Source organism: Nostocoides veronense, from assembly GCF_039531185.1.
Classification (GTDB): domain Bacteria; phylum Actinomycetota; class Actinomycetes; order Actinomycetales; family Dermatophilaceae; genus Nostocoides_A; species Nostocoides_A veronense.
This window is the reverse complement of sequence record NZ_BAAAPO010000001.1, coordinates 1-14,916: the sequence shown is the minus strand read 5'-3', so window position 1 is coordinate 14,916 and position 14,916 is coordinate 1. Positions and strand designations below refer to the sequence as shown.

The following is a 14,916-nucleotide window of genomic DNA, read 5'->3' as shown; positions in this document are numbered from 1 at the left end:
GCCGATCCGCGGTTGATAAAAGCCACGGTTATGCGCGGGACGATAGGAGTTCATCTCGATCGGCCTCCGGTGACCGTGTCGTTGGTGACGGATGCGACGATGCCGATGGATAACTCATGCCCGAGCACGCGAACCGGCCAGGTGCGCAACGCGACGGGGGTTTGGTCGCCGGCATCGAGACACTCGCCGGTCTCGAGATCGAAAACCTGCTTGTACATCGGGGAGGTAACGCATGGACGGCCGTTGCGGGTGCCGACAAGGCTGCGAGAGATGATCATGGCTCCGCAGAAAGGGTCGTGCTGTTGGACGGCGAAGAACGCGTCATCGTGGGTGCGAAAGATCGCGATCTGCACGCCCTGGACGAGCGCGGCGACACCGCGCTCATGGGGCACTTCGCGCACCTGGCAGATCGGTACCCACTCGGTGACGTGTTCGATCGGGCGGTCGAGCGGGGAGGTAGACGAGGTGGTGATCATGGACGCACTCCCAAGGTGGTTCCGGCGATGAGGACCGCACTAGTGCGCTCGTCGGGACGGGCAGGGCGGGCCTGACCGCGTTCGGCGACATAGGCGAGTGACTCGTCGTGCGCCTGCGGCGCGTTAACGAAGGAGGTGAAGCGGGCCAATGTCTGTGGATCGTCGAGCGCCGCGGCCCATTCGTCCTGATAGGAATCCACATGTCGGGCCATGGCGGCGTCGAGATCGGCGCCGATACCCAGGCTGTCGTCAAGCACGACGGACCGCAGCGCCTCGAGGCCGCCGTCGTACTCTTCGATCCAGGCAGCGGTGCGCTGGAGGCGGTCGGCCGTACGCACATAGAACATCAGGAAGCGGTCGATCGTTCGGATCAGGTCCGGTGTCTCGAGGTCCTCGGCGAACAATTGCGCATGGCGAGGGGTGAAGCCGCCATTGCCGCCGACATACAGATTCCAGCCCTGCTCGGTCGCGATGATGCCGACGTCCTTGCCCCGCGCTTCCGCGCATTCTCGGGCGCAACCGGACACCCCGAGTTTGAGCTTATGCGGCGATCGCAACCCGCGATACCGCAGTTCGAGCCCGATGGCGAGGGCGACCGAGTCTTGCACGCCGAAGCGACACCAGGTCGAGCCGACACACGACTTCACGGTCCGTAGCGACTTGCCGTAGGCATGGCCGGACTCGAAGCCTGCATCGATGAGCAGCCGCCAGATCTCGGGCAACTGATCGATGCGGGCGCCGAACAAGTCGATGCGCTGACCGCCGGTGATCTTGGTGTAGAGCCCGAAACGCTGGGCGACCTCGCCGATGGCGATCAGCCCCTCCGGCGTGATTTCACCGCCGGGGATCCGGGGGACGACGGAGTAGGAGCCGTCCTTTTGCAGATTGGCCATCGCAAAGTCGTTGGTGTCCTGCAAGGTGCCGCGGTCGGCCCCGAGAATGTGTTCGTTGTAGAGACTGGCAAGGATGGAGGCGATGACGGGTCGGCAGATGGCGCAGCCGCGGCCGCCCGTGCCGTGGCGCTCAATGATCTGAGTAAAAGTGCGCAGTTCGGTGACCCGTACGGCGTCGAAGAGTTCGGAGCGGGACAGGGCGAAGTGCTCGCACAAGGCGGTGCTGAGCTCGATGCCCGCCTTCGCCAATTCCTTGCTCACCAACGACTTCACTAATGGCAGGCACGATCCGCAACTCGTCCCTGCTTTGGTGCACGCCTTGACCGCGGCGACGTCCGTGCAGTGCCGCTCGGAGACCGCCGCCCGCACAGTGCCGGCACAGACGTTGTTGCACGAGCACACGGGTGCCTCATCGGGCAGGTCGAGGTCGGCCACGCTGCCCGAACTGGCCGGCGCCAGGTAGCCGACCGGATCGGACGGCAGGGGGCGCCCGAGCATGGGCCGCAAGCCGGCATAGGCGCTCGCATCGCCGACGAAGATGCCGCCAAGCAGGGTTCGCGCATCATCGGACAGCACGAGCTTCTTATAGACCCCAGCGACGGGATCAGAAACCACCACCTCGAGGCAATTCGGATCGGTGCTCATGGCATCCCCGAAGCTCGCAACATCCACGCCGAGAAGCTTCAATTTGGTGGCGGTGTCCGCGCCGGGGAAGGTGGAGTCCCCGCCGAGCAGGTTGTCCGCGACCACTTCGGCCATCGCGTAGCCGGGAGCCACGATGCCCCAGCACCGTCCGTCGATGCAGGCGACTTCGCCGATGGCCCACACGGCGGGATCGTTTGTGCGGCAACGCGAGTCGACCAGCACGCCACCACGCTCACCAACCCCAAGATCCGCCGAGCGTGCCAAATCGTCGCGCGGGCGCACCCCGGTGGCGAAGACGACGACGTCGGCGCGGACCTGCTCCCCGTCAGCGAACTGCATTCCTGCGACGCGGCCGCGCTCGCCGAGAACCTTCGCGGTGGCGGTCGAGGTGCGCACGCTGACGCCGAGTCCGGTGATAAGTCGGTGCAGAGCCGCCCCGCCCCCCGTGTCGACCTGCAGGGGCATCAATCGGTCCGCGAACTCGACGACGGTCGTCTCCACCGCGAGAGCATTGAGGGCTCCCGCCGCCTCCAAGCCGAGCAGGCCACCACCGACCACAACTCCCCGCGGAGCTCGGCGGGGATTCCGGGTCCGGAGATCCTCGACGAACTGACGCAATTCGGCGACATCGTCGATGGTGCGATAGACGAAGGCGCCGTGCAGGTCATTGCCGGGGACGGGTGGCTTCGCGGCATACGACCCCGTCGCCAGCACCATGGCGTCGTAGGGGTAGTCATGACCATCGCTACCCCTAACCAACCGCGCGTCCCGGTCGACGTGTCTGGCGGCGACGCCTCGGCGCAGGCTCACGACGTGGTCTTCCCACACGCTTTGATCGCCCAGCGCGAGATCCTCGGGGGAGCGTCCGCTGAAATAGGTCGTCAATGCCACGCGGTCGTAGGGCGCGCGGGGCTCTTCGGCTAGCACGGTGATCTGCCAGACTCCGACGCTATCGCGATCGCGCATGGCGTCGACCAGTCGTCTGGCGACCATGCCGCCGCCGACAATGAGCAGCTTCTTGGGCGCCATGGGCGCTGAGGTGGTCATGGATGGGCCCCTTTCGGGAACGGATGCGCTGACATTAGGAAGGTGGTGTTTCCGGGGTGCCCCAACGAGGTTTCCGGGTGATTACAGGGATTTCACGGTCGCTGCGTCCGCGTCGCCCCGGCTGAGGAGGCGCTCAAGCTCATCTCGGCAGCCACCGCATCCCGTGCCGGCTCGGGTCTGGTTGGCGATCTCGTCCACTGTGTGCGCACCGGTCGCGACCGCATCCAGGACCCGGGCCCGGGTGACGGAATTGCATCGGCACAGATCCTCGGGCTCCTCCCGTGCGGCACTGCCGAGGTCGTATGCCGATCGGTCGAGCAGCAAGGCGAGGGGGTCGAGGGGGAGTGGCGTGCGCTGGGTATAGGTCGTCAAGAGTTGCGCGGCGATGGGGCCGGCGCCGATGCACGTGGCTCCGACGAGCCGGCCCCGATGGATCACGAGCTCGATATGCCGGCCCGCGCCCGAATCGGCAACGGTCAGGGCCCGGTGACCCGGCAGGTCGGGTCGCCGGGTCCCGCAGATACCCATGGTCACGACATCCAGGCCGGGAGCCTTGAGCCGGACCACATCGTCGGTCCCGACGCTGTCTGCGGGAACTGTGGTGCCGGTCAGGTGGGCCACGAGGGCTCGCGCCTGACTCCAGCCCTGCGCCAGCAGACCGAGCGATCCGCTGGGGGGTTGTGCGCAGTCACCAATCGCGAAGATGCGTGGATCGTTGACGGAGGCCAGGCCCGCCGTGACGACCACACCGCGGTCGATGACCAGGCCCGCTCGCCGCGCCAAGGCCACCGAAGGGATGGCGCCAGCGGCGATCACGAGCAGATCGCAGGGCAGGCGCTCGCCGTCCGAAAGCACGACCTGCCGAATGCCATCTTCGTCGGCCACGATTCCCGAAGCCGTGGCGCCCTGCCGAAGCCCGATCCGGAGCCCGAGCACCGCGTCCGCCAAGACGCCCGCAGACGCCTCATCTAGCTGGCGCTCCATCATCGTGGGCGCCGGATGCACCAAAGTCACGGGCACGCCCCGCCGGGCTAGGCCGGCCGCGATCTCCAGTCCGAGGACGCCAGCGCCCAAGACGACAGCAGACCGCGAGTTCATCGAGGCGGCCGCCAGACCCCGCGCGTCATCGATCGTGCGCAGCGTGCGGACTCCGCGCGGGGGCTCCCCGGCCGTCCCGAGCCCCTTCAGGTCAGGCACCCGGGCCGCGGCGCCGGTCGCCAGGACGAGTTGGTCATAGCGGGTACGACGACCGTCTGCCGTGACGACGACCCGATCCTCACGATCGATCTCGCAGACGGTCGACCCCAGGGATGTCTCGAGTCGTGCGTGCGCCAGCTGCGGCATCATGATGCTGCCGAGATCCCTTGTGCCAGAAACGACGTCGCTCAACAACACCCGGTTGTAGGCCTGGCTGGACTCAGCTCCGAACTGCGTCACGCGGTAGCGCCCAGCGACATCGGCGGCCAGCAGGTCGGCGGTGAAGCGCGCACCGACCATGCCATTTCCGACCACGACGAGACGGGTCATGCGAGAACCTCCTGTGCGGGTAGGGCAGTCGTCACCAGGGCGATCGACGCGGCGGCGAGCTTGAAGTCCGGCATCCCCGACGTCGGGTCGGTTGTCGGTGCCGTAAGCCGATTCGCGCTACCAAGCCCACCCCAGTGGAAGGGCATGAAGACCGTGTCGGGGCGGATGTCGAGGCTCACTCGAGCTCGCGCGTAAGCGGTGCCCCTCGCGGTCGTGATCGCCACCAATGCTCCGGACGTGATCCCGTGGCGGCGGGCGAGTTCAGGGTGGAGTTCCACGATGGGCGCTGGTGCCGCCTCGAGAAGTTCCGGCACGCGACGGGTCTGGGCGCCCGACTGATAGTGATGCAACAGCCGCCCGGTGATCAGGTGGATCGGCGCCTCCCGCCGCACGGGATCGGCGGGCTCACGGGGAGTTACAACCACCGCGCGAGCTCGGCCGTCCGGATGCGCGAAGCGGTCGAGGAACAGCCGAGGAGTGCCCAGGTGGTCAGCCGGATCACCCTGTTCGAGGTCGAATCGAAGCATCGATTCCGTTGCGGGCCAATAGATTCCACGGTTGTTGGCTTGGGCCTTGTCGAGAACGTCGTGGCTGACCCCGCTGTAGTCCGCCAGTCCACCGGCGCTCGCCCGTGCGAGTTCGTCGAAGACGGCAGCGGGCTCGGTCGGCCACACCGAGGGCGCGCCGAGCCGACGAGCTAGTTCCGCCCAGATCCACAACTCGGACTGAGCGGCTCCTGGGGCGTCGACAGCCTTGCGTCGACGCACGATGCGACCCTCGAGAGTCGTCATCGTCCCCTCCTCTTCGGCCCATTGGGTCACCGGGAGCACAACCTCGGCCAGTTGCGCGGTCTCCGACGGGACGACATCGGCGACCACGAGCAGATCGAGTCCGCGAAGTCGCCGGCTGACCTGCTCGGCATCGGGTGCACTGACGACCGGATTGGCGCCGTGGACCAGCAGCGCCCGAGGGCCACCGGGTCTGCCCAGGGAGTCGAGCAATTGCACGGCTGGCACTCCCTTGCCGGGCAGCGTGTGCGGCTCAACTCCCCACACGCCAGCAATGTGCTTCCGGGAAGCCGGGTCCTCGATGTGCCGGTATCCGGGTAGCTGGTCCGCCTTCTGTCCGTGTTCGCGGCCACCCTGGCCATTTCCTTGACCCGTCAGAGTCCCGAATCCGCTACCGCGCCGACCGGGAAGGCCAAGCGCGAGAGCGAGATTGATGGCCGCGGTGACGGTCGCCGTCCCATGACTCGATTGCTCCATGCCGCGTCCAGACAGGACATAGGCGCCGGAGCCGCCGGCTCGTGGGCTTGCCGCGATCAGCACGTCCGCCACGCGGTGCAGGTCGGCCACGGGGACACCGCATACTTGCTCCACCCGTTCGGGCCACCACGCAACGGCGATTGCGGCGACCTCGTCGAATCCGCTGGTTCGCTGGGCGAGATAGTCCCTGTCGAGGGCATCGCGTGCCAGAACGATGTGCAGCAGGCCGAGCAGCAGGGCGAGATCGGTGCCCGGCCGTGGAGCCAGATGCACACCGGAACCCAGTTCGGTGAGGGCCGCCGTGCGGGTACGTCGAGGATCGATGACGAGCAGTCCGCCGCGACATCGCACGGCGTCCAGGTGTCGCACGAAGGGCGGCATCGTCTCGGCGGGATTGCTGCCGATCAGCAGAACAGCCCCCGCGCCCGCAAGATCCGTCACGGGGAATGGCAGCCCACGGTCGATCCCGAAGGCCCGATTTGCGGCTGCGGCCGCGCTCGACATGCAGAAACGCCCGTTGTAGTCGATCTTGGACGTGCCAAGAGCGAGTCGGGCGAACTTGCCCAGTTGATAGGCCTTTTCATTGGTCAGCCCGCCACCGCCGAAGACCGCAATGGCGTCGCAGCCGTACTCGGCCTGGATGTCGCGAATCCGGGCCGCGATGTGATCCAGTGCCACCTCCCAGGAGACCGGCACGAGATCGCGCCCCTCGCCACGCAGCAGCGGTCGGGTCAATCGGTCTGCCACCGAGGTGACGACGGCACTGCTCCAGCCCTTCTGGCACAGCCCGCCCTGATTGGTCGGGAAGTCGAACGGCTCAACCCGCAGGCCGCTGTCGGTGCGCAGCGTCATGCCGCACTGAAGGGCGCAATAGGGACAGTGGGTCGTGGCGTTGCCCATGCGATCAGACCTGCGCCGCCTGCGCGGCGGTCCCGCTACGCGCATAGGCGAACCAGGTCGCGGCGGCCATCACGGCATACACGGCGATGAAAACCCACAGTGCTGGAATGATCGAACCGGCCTGAGCCAGAGAGTATTTGAAGCCTTGCGGGATGAGGAAGCCACCGTAGGCGCCGATCGCGCCGGCGATCCCGATGCAGGCGCCCGCCAGTCGTCGGGCGGTGGGGAGAGATGCGGCGTTCGCTCTCAGGCGGAAGATCGCCGGAATCATCCGATAGGTCGCGCCATTTCCGAGGCCCGAGCCAGCGAACATGGTGAAGAAGGCCAGGAGAAAGAGGGCGAAGTTGTGGTGCCGCAAGGCGGTAATGGCGAGGACAGCACCGACGGCCATCACGGCATACGAGGCGATTGTCATCCGCGCACCGCCGATGCGATCGGAGATGATCCCACCGACCGGGCGCAGGAGTGCCCCGATGATCGCTCCGGCGAAGGCGAGGTAGGCCGATTTCTCGGGAAACTGTGACTTGAGCAGCGTGGGGAAAGCGGCGGAGTAGCCCACGAACGAGCCGAAGGTTCCGAGATAAAGGAAGGAAATTAGCCACGTGTGTCGCACGCGCAGCGCCCCGGTGTAGGCCGACAGGTCGGACCGCGCGGAGTCGAGGTTGTCCATGAGCAGCCACGCGAGGAGCGCGGCTATCAGGGCCAAGGGGATGAACATCAGGCCGGCCCGGGCTAGGTGCAGTCCGGCGCCGACGGTCACCACCAGAGGGACGATCATCTGCACGACTCCGGTGCCGAGATTTCCACCGGCGGCGTTGAGGCCCAAGGCTTTTCCCTTCTCAGCCTCGGGATAGAAGAAGGAGATATTCGTCATGGACGAGGCGAAGTTCCCGCCGCCAAATCCGGCTAACGCAGCGCAGGCGAGCAGCACTTCATACGACTGCTGCGTCGCGATGCCCCAACTGAGCGCGAGAGCAGGCACGAGCAGGAGGAGGCTGGAAATAACGGTCCAGTTGCGGCCACCAACCTTTGTCACGGCAAAGGAATAGGGAATCCGCAAGGTTGCGCCCACCAAGGCGGGCAGAGACACCAACCAGAACTGCTGGCTTACGGTGACCTCGATCCCGGCGGCCGGAAGGCGCGGAACGACGACACTCCACAGTGCCCAGACGCAGAAGCCGAGGAATTCGGCATAGATGGAAATGCTCAGATTGCGCCGGGCGATCCTGCGCCCGCCGTTGCGCCACAAGATCGTGTCCTCGGGATCCCAGCCGTGGATCCAACGGCCAGTCGTGTGCTGCGGAGCGACTCCTGGCCGCTCCGGGGCGAGGGTCGTGCTCGGCTCATCGCCGACTAGAGAGGTCTTCACGACACTTCTCCTTCGCTTCGGGGTGGAGCCCCGACCGCCGGGTACTCGGGCCGGCCGGGGCGCGGCGTCGACATCGGCGCTTGTCCAGAGCCTGGGCCGAGCGTGTAACGCCCGTCGGCGGCGACGATTACGTTGACGTAAATTGGTCCTCACCCTCGTTGGTGAGGCGTGTGAGGTCTCGGCATCGCTACCCTGACCGGATGACCTCCGGGCCGGATCTCTTCGGGGCGGCAGCGCAAGACGGGCCAACACCCGACGCGGCCCTGCCGCCACTTGCCGTGCGGATGCGGCCCCGCTCCCTTGCCGAGGTCCGGGGACAGGCCGATGTGCTGCGGGTTGGTTCGCCCCTGCGTCGCCTCATCGAGGGCAGCGGCGGGCGGGCCGGCCCGATCTCGGCCATCCTGTGGGGCCCACCGGGGACTGGCAAGACGACGCTCGCCCACCTCGTGGCCAGCGCGGCCGGCCGGGAGTTCGTCGAGTTGTCTGCGATCACCGCCGGAGTCAAGGACGTCCGCGCGGTGATGGACCAAGCGGCCCGCAACCGTGACCTCTATGACCGGCAGACCGTGCTCTTTCTCGATGAGATCCACCGCTTCACCAAGGCTCAACAGGATGCGTTGTTGCCGGGCGTCGAGAACCGCCAGGTCATCCTCGTCGCTGCCACGACCGAGAATCCGTCCTTCTCGGTCATCGCCCCGCTCCTGTCACGGTCGGTGCTGATCACGCTGACGTCGTTGTCCGACAACGACATTCGCGAGGTGATCGAGGCGGCGGTGACGTCCGAGGGCGGGCTGGCCGCGGCATACACCTTGGGGGAGGAGGCCCGCGAGCATCTGGTGCGGGTCAGCGGTGGTGACGCCAGGCGGGCCTTGACCGCTTTGGAAGCCGCGGCCGGCGTGGCCGAGGATCTGCGCGGGGTGCGCGGCGACGATGCGGCCACCAGCATTACGTTGGCGGCCGTCGAGCAGGCGATGGCGCAGGCGGCCGTGCGCTACGACCGCACCGGCGACCAGCACTATGACGTCGCCTCGGCGCTCATCAAGTCGATGCGCGGCTCCGATGTCGACGCCGCGCTGCACTACCTCGCCCGAATGTTGGAGGCGGGGGAGGACCCGCGCTTCATCGCCCGCCGCATCGTCATCGCCGCCTCCGAAGATGTCGGGATGGCCGACCCGACGGCGCTGCAGACGGCCGTCGCTGCCTTGCACGCCGTCGCGCAGATCGGGATGCCGGAGGCGCGGATCATCCTGGCGCAGGCGGTGGTCCACAATGCGCTCGCGCCGAAGTCCAATTCGGCCTATGCCGGCATCAATGCAGCCATCGCCGACATCCGCGCCGGCAAGGGCGGAGTGGTGCCCGCGCACCTACGCGGCAGTGGGTATGCCGGCGCCACCCGGCTGGGTCACGGTGCCGGCTACGTCTATGCCCACGCCGAGCCGGATGGTGTTGCCGCGCAGCAGTATCTGCCCGACGACCTCCACGGCGAGACCGACTATTACCGGCCCACCGATCGCGGTTTCGAGGCGCGGCTGCAGGAGCGCTGGACCTGGCTTCGCACCCGCCTGCGCCGATCCGAGACCTGAGGAGACAACCTGGCCGGGGCCTCGGGCGTCTGAGGGGATGTCGAAAGATCACTACGATGCGGCAGGCGCAGCGCCCCGCACCATCCTGGGAGGGATGTCGTCATGAAGAAGTCCATCGCCAACGGAATGGGTCTGGCCCTGGCCTTGACCGGCCTCATCGCTCTGCCCGCCGCCGCGGCGGAGGGTCCGGGGCCGGCGGGCGCCGACGGCAAGGGCGGCATCGCCGCACTCGTTGGACCGGTTGCGCCGGTCCCCGCCGAGACACCGCACCGCGGCACACCCGACCCCAAGGTCAAGCGGGCCCAACAGATCATGGCGAAGTTCGGCATACCCGGCGGGCCGGTTGACGGCTATTCGGGCGCCCAGACCGTCCAGGGCCTGTGTGCCTTCCGCCGGATGACCGGCCAGACACCCACGCGGGGCGGCCTGGACCACCAGATCTACCTCAAGCTCGTCGAGTTCGATGCGAAGTACTCCTCCATCGGGCAGTTCCCGGCCTCCTCCTTCCAGGGCAAGGTCACCTATGTGCACGTCCAGATGACCTGCCAGACGGCCTTCTATGTCAAGGACAAGACCTACCAGCGGGTCCTGCGGGTCTCGACGGGAATGCGGGGTCATGACACCCCGTCCGGCTACTACAACCTCGGCTCCACGCTCAAGGGCTGGTGGTGCAGCACGCTCTACCCGGAGTCATGCCGCAAGCAGACGACCGGTGAGTTCGCCTATCTGCGCAATTTCGGCAATATGTACAACTCCCGCCAGGTCATCGGGGCGATCTACCTGCACGGGTCCACCTCGGTGCCGACCTATCCGGCCTCGCACGGCTGCATCCGCGTCAGCGTCACCGATGCCGACTGGATGTACCACAAGGTCGCGAACATGCCGATCTTCATCACGGGCAAGTACGTCTGATCGCCCGGGCGCGGCGACGGCCCGGGGGATAGGGTCGGCGCCATGTTCCGCGACATCTCGCTCGGTGATATCGCCCTGCTGATCCTTGCCGTCTCGGTGGCCTTCCTCGTCTATCGCCTCGGCTCGCTGATCGGCAAGGCGGGCAAGATCCTCGACGAGACGCAGGCCTCGCTGCGCACGACCACCGAGAACGTCCAGCCGACTCTGGTCAAGCTCACCGATACGGTCGGGCTGGCCAATGACCAGCTCGCCCGGGTTGATGGCATCACGGCCAATGTCGGCTCGATGGCGACCAATGCCAGCGCGCTGACCTCACTCTTTGCCGCCACGGTCGGCCAACCGCTGGTCAAGGTCGCCGCCTTCTCGTATGGCGTCCGGTCGGCGCTGGCGGACAAGCCCGGCACCGGCGGGGCCCACCGCCGAGCGGAGGAGTCGTGAGCCGGCGGGGTCGTTTCGGGGTGGCGGCAGCCGCGTTCGCAAGTGGGGCCGCGGCATACGGCCTGTATCGGCTCGGTGCGCGCTACCGCCCCGACGCCCCGCTGGCGGGGCTGACCGACTTCCGGGCCCGGGTGCGCTCGGGCATGGCCGAGCGTGAGCGAGACCTGCGCGATGCCCTGGGGTATGACGCGACGGGGGTCGCCCCCAAGCTCGCCGGCGACGGGCGCGCCCCGGCATACCCCAGCAGTCCGCAAGTGGACAGCGCCCGGCTGAGCGCGGAGGAGGCCCGCGACCTGCTGCGGGATCCCGCCGGCCCGCGCCCGGACCGGGTCGCCGGCGACGAGGGCGCCGGAATCTGAGAGCTGGGCCGCGCAGCCGAGCGGCCCTTGTGAGCGCGAGCGGGGCTATATCCCCGCTCGCACTCACAAAGCCCGCTCCGCTCGGCAGACAGCCCGCTCGCGCTCACCAACCCCGCTCCGCTCGGTCGCGCGAACAACTCGCAGGCCTCGCCGGGCGGGCTCGCCTAGACTGGACCGGCCCTTCAGGGGCACCCACCACGACGAGAGCACATAGGTCGATACCGCATGGAAACCGCTGAGATCCGGCGCCGCTGGCTGAACTTCTTCGAGAGCAAAGGCCATCTTGTCGTGCCCTCGGCTCCGCTGATCCACGACGACCCGAATCTGCTCTTCGTCAATGCCGGGATGGTGCCCTTCAAGCCCTACTTCCTCGGCCAGGAGACCCCGCCCGGCCCGCGCGCGACGAGCGTGCAGAAGTGCGTGCGCACCCAGGACATCGAGGAGGTCGGCAAGACCTCCCGGCACGGCACCTTTTTCCAGATGAATGGCAATTTCTCCTTCGGCGATTACTTCAAGGAGGGGGCGATTCGCTTCGCCTGGGAGCTGGTGACCTCTTCGGTCGAGTCCGGAGGCTTTGGCCTGGACGGCGAGCGGCTGTGGGCGACCGTGTATGAGGACGACGACGAGGCGATCGAGCTCTGGCGCGGCCTGACCGGGCTGCCGATGGAGCGGATCGTGCGGCGCGGCAAGGCCGACAACTACTGGCATATGGGCGTGCCCGGCCCGGGCGGCCCGTGCAGCGAGATCTACTACGACCGCGGCCCCGCCTATGGCCCCGACGGTGGCCCTGAGGTCGATGAGGACCGCTTCCTGGAGTTCTGGAATCTCGTCTTCATGCAGCACGAGCTGTCCGCGGTGCGCAGCAAGGTCGACTTCGATATTGCGGGCGACCTGCCGGCCAAGAACATCGACACCGGCATGGGCCTGGAGCGGATCGCCTCCATCCTGCAGGGCGTCGACAATATGTATGAGATCGACGAGGTCAAGCCGGTGCTCACCCGCGCGGCGGAGATGACCGGCAAGATCTATGGCGCGAAATCCGGCCCGTCCGCGACCGAGAGCCACCCCGATGACGTCCGGCTGCGCGTCGTCGCGGACCATGTCCGCTCCGCCCTGATGCTCATCGGTGATGGCGTCACCCCCGGCAACGAAGGCCGCGGCTATGTGCTGCGCCGGATGCTGCGCCGCGCGGTGCGCTCCATGCGCCTGCTGGGGTATGACGACCCCTGCCTGCCCGAGCTCCTCCCGATCTCGTTGGAGAAGATGAAGGCGTCGTATCCGGAGTTGGAGTCCGGCTTTGGGCGGATCAGCCAAATCGCGTATGCCGAGGAAGAGGCCTTCCGCCGCACCCTGCAGTCCGGCACGACGATGCTCGATGTCGCGGTCGAGAAGACCAAGGCCGCGGGCAGCACGGTGCTCTCTGGCGATCAGGCGTTCGCGCTGCACGACACCTATGGCTTCCCGATCGACCTGACCTTGGAGATGGCGGCCGAGCAGGGTGTCGAGGTGGACCGCGACGGTTTCACCCGCCTGATGACCGAGCAGCGGCAGCGGGCCAAGGCAGACGCGAAGGCGAAGAAGTCCGGGCACGGCGACACCTCCGCATACCGCGGGATCGCCGACGGTCTCGGGCACGAAGTGGAGTTCACCGGCTATCACGAGGTCACCGGCGAGGCGCGGGTCGCGGGCCTGCTCATCGACGGTGCGTCCGCGCCGGTCGCGGCGGCGGGCCAGGAGATCGAGATCGTCCTGGACCGGACCCCCTTCTATGCCGAGGGTGGCGGGCAGCTCGCGGACGGCGGACTGCTGCGGCTGGCGAATGGTGCGCTCGTCGAGATCGATGACGTTCAAAAGCCGATCACCGGCCTCATCGTGCACCGTGGCCGCGTCGTCTCGGGTGAGGTCGGCACGGGTGAGCAGGCGTATGCCGAGGTCGACATCGCGCGCCGCCGCTCCATCTCGCGCGCGCACACTGCGACGCACATGGTGCACAAGGCGATCCGAGAAGCGTTGGGGGAGACGGCGACTCAGGCGGGGTCGGAGAACAGCCCGGGCCGCTTCCGCTTCGACTTCAACACCGCGGCGGCGGTCCCCGCGTCGGTCTTGCGCGATGTCGAGGCGCGGGTCAATCAGGTGCTGTTGGAGGATCTCGCGGTCCGCGCGGAGGTCATGACCCAGGCGCAGGCCCGCGAGGCCGGTGCGATGGCGCTCTTCGGCGAGAAGTATGGCGATGCGGTGCGCGTCATCTCTGTCGGCGATTGGGCGCGCGAACTGTGTGGTGGCACGCACGCCGAGCGCACCGCCCAGCTGGGTCTCGTCACGCTGCTCGGCGAGTCCTCCATCGGCTCCGGCGTCCGGCGCGTCGAGGCGCTCGTCGGCACCGATGCCTATTCCTTCCTCGCGCGGGAGCGGGCGATCGTCGGCCAGCTCACCGAGCTGATGAAGGGTCGCCCGGAGGAACTACCGGAGCGGGTCCACGGCCTGATGGGCAAGCTCAAGGACGCCGAGCGCGAGCTGGACAAGCTGCGCAAGGAACAGCTCGCGGCGGCCGGTGCCAACTTGACCGCGTCGGCGCGTGATGTCGGCGGCGTGACCTTCCTCGGCCATGACGCTGGCGCGGAGGCGAGCGCCGATGACGTGCGCACGCTCGCGCTCGATCTGCGCGGGCGCCTCGGCAACGACCGGCCCGCGGTTGTCGCGGTCACCGGCTCCGGCGGTGGGCGCCCGGTGATCGTCATCGCGACCAATGACGCGGCTCGCGCGGCGGGCTCCAAGGCGGGCGCGCTGGTGCGTGTCGCCGCCGGTGTGCTCGGCGGCGGGGGCGGCGGCAAGGACGATATCGCCCAAGGCGGCGGGCAGGACGCGAGCAAGACCGGCGCGGCGCTCGCGGCGGTCGAGGCCGCGCTGGGCGCCTGAGCGGAATGCGCCGCGGCGCCCGGCTCGGCATCGACGTCGGCTCGGTCCGCGTCGGGGTCGCGATGTGCGATCCCGACGGGGTCCTGGCCTTCCCGGTAGCGACCCTCGCGCGGTCGGGAGCGGACGGCATACCTGCTGATACGGGGGGCGGGGATCTCGCAGAGATCGCCGAACTCGTGCGCGAACACGCGGCGATCGAGGTCATCGTCGGCTTGCCGCGCTCGCTGGACGGCGGCGAGGGTCCCGCCGCGGCGCTGGCGCGCGGTTATGCTCAATCAGTTGCTGCGGCAATCGATCCGGTCCCCGTGCGTCTGGTCGACGAACGGATGACCACGGTCGATGCCCACCGCAACCTCCGCGCCAGTGGCGTCGCAGGGCGATCCCAGCGGCGAGTCGTCGATCAGGCGGCTGCCGTGCTCATCCTGCAGGCGGCGCTGGATCAGGAGCGGGCGACCGGGAACCCACCCGGCAGCCCGGCGACGCAGACACGGCGCAAGCCGCGACGGAAGGGCACCACCTAAGGAAGCGCTGATCTTTAGGACTGTGCGGCCTGGTGGCTGGCTCGGCCGGGCGGGTCGGGAAATGA

At 67.9% G+C, this 14,916-nt stretch carries 11 protein-coding genes; 6 read left to right on the top strand and 5 right to left on the bottom strand.

The features are described from left to right. Nucleotides 1–50 precede the first annotated feature (50 nt). From nirD to ABD225_RS00035, 5 genes are all read right to left on the bottom strand, one after another. Nucleotides 51–476 (bottom strand): nitrite reductase small subunit NirD, encoded by a 426-nt coding sequence (gene nirD / locus ABD225_RS00055; RefSeq protein WP_344079482.1) that lies wholly within the window; start codon nt 474–476, stop codon nt 51–53. Beyond that, nucleotides 473–3,061, bottom strand: coding sequence for a nitrite reductase large subunit NirB (gene nirB, locus ABD225_RS00050; RefSeq protein ID WP_344079479.1), 2,589 nt, complete (start codon nt 3,059–3,061; stop codon nt 473–475). The genes nirD and nirB overlap by 4 nt, the downstream gene beginning before the upstream one ends. 81 nt (nt 3,062–3,142) lie before the next feature. Next, nucleotides 3,143–4,588, bottom strand: a complete 1,446-nt coding sequence (locus ABD225_RS00045) for an FAD-dependent oxidoreductase (protein ID WP_344079476.1) — start codon at nt 4,586–4,588, stop codon at nt 3,143–3,145. Further along, on the bottom strand, nt 4,585–6,753 hold the full coding sequence (locus ABD225_RS00040; RefSeq protein WP_344079473.1) for a molybdopterin oxidoreductase family protein: 2,169 nt from the start codon (nt 6,751–6,753) through the stop codon (nt 4,585–4,587). The genes ABD225_RS00045 and ABD225_RS00040 overlap by 4 nt, the downstream gene beginning before the upstream one ends. A gap of 4 nt (nt 6,754–6,757) precedes the next feature. Further along, complete coding sequence (locus tag ABD225_RS00035; protein WP_344079470.1) at nt 6,758–8,122, bottom strand: MFS transporter; 1,365 nt, start codon at nt 8,120–8,122, stop codon at nt 6,758–6,760. A 200-nt stretch (nt 8,123–8,322) separates the two neighbouring features. On the opposite strand from ABD225_RS00035, the gene ABD225_RS00030 reads away from it, so the two are divergent. The 6 genes from ABD225_RS00030 to ruvX all read left to right on the top strand — a co-directional run bounded on the left by ABD225_RS00030 (nt 8,323) and on the right by ruvX (nt 14,851). Continuing rightward, nucleotides 8,323–9,705, top strand: a complete 1,383-nt coding sequence (locus ABD225_RS00030; RefSeq protein ID WP_344079467.1) for a replication-associated recombination protein A — start codon at nt 8,323–8,325, stop codon at nt 9,703–9,705. A 102-nt stretch (nt 9,706–9,807) separates the two neighbouring features. Beyond that, nucleotides 9,808–10,617, top strand: a complete 810-nt coding sequence (locus ABD225_RS00025; RefSeq protein WP_344079464.1) for a L,D-transpeptidase family protein — start codon at nt 9,808–9,810, stop codon at nt 10,615–10,617. A gap of 42 nt (nt 10,618–10,659) precedes the next feature. Beyond that, a complete protein-coding gene (locus tag ABD225_RS00020) occupies nt 10,660–11,055 on the top strand; it encodes a DUF948 domain-containing protein (RefSeq protein ID WP_344079461.1) in 396 nt (131 codons plus the stop codon). Continuing rightward, nucleotides 11,052–11,414, top strand: a complete 363-nt coding sequence (locus tag ABD225_RS00015) for a hypothetical protein (protein WP_344079458.1) — start codon at nt 11,052–11,054, stop codon at nt 11,412–11,414. Before ABD225_RS00020 ends, ABD225_RS00015 begins: the two co-directional genes overlap by 4 nt. A 225-nt stretch (nt 11,415–11,639) precedes the next feature. Beyond that, on the top strand, nt 11,640–14,330 hold the full coding sequence (alaS, locus tag ABD225_RS00010; RefSeq protein WP_344079455.1) for an alanine--tRNA ligase: 2,691 nt from the start codon (nt 11,640–11,642) through the stop codon (nt 14,328–14,330). A 5-nt stretch (nt 14,331–14,335) separates the two neighbouring features. Further along, on the top strand, nt 14,336–14,851 hold the full coding sequence (gene ruvX / locus ABD225_RS00005) for a Holliday junction resolvase RuvX (RefSeq protein ID WP_344079452.1): 516 nt from the start codon (nt 14,336–14,338) through the stop codon (nt 14,849–14,851). Nucleotides 14,852–14,916: the final 65 nt, after the last annotated feature.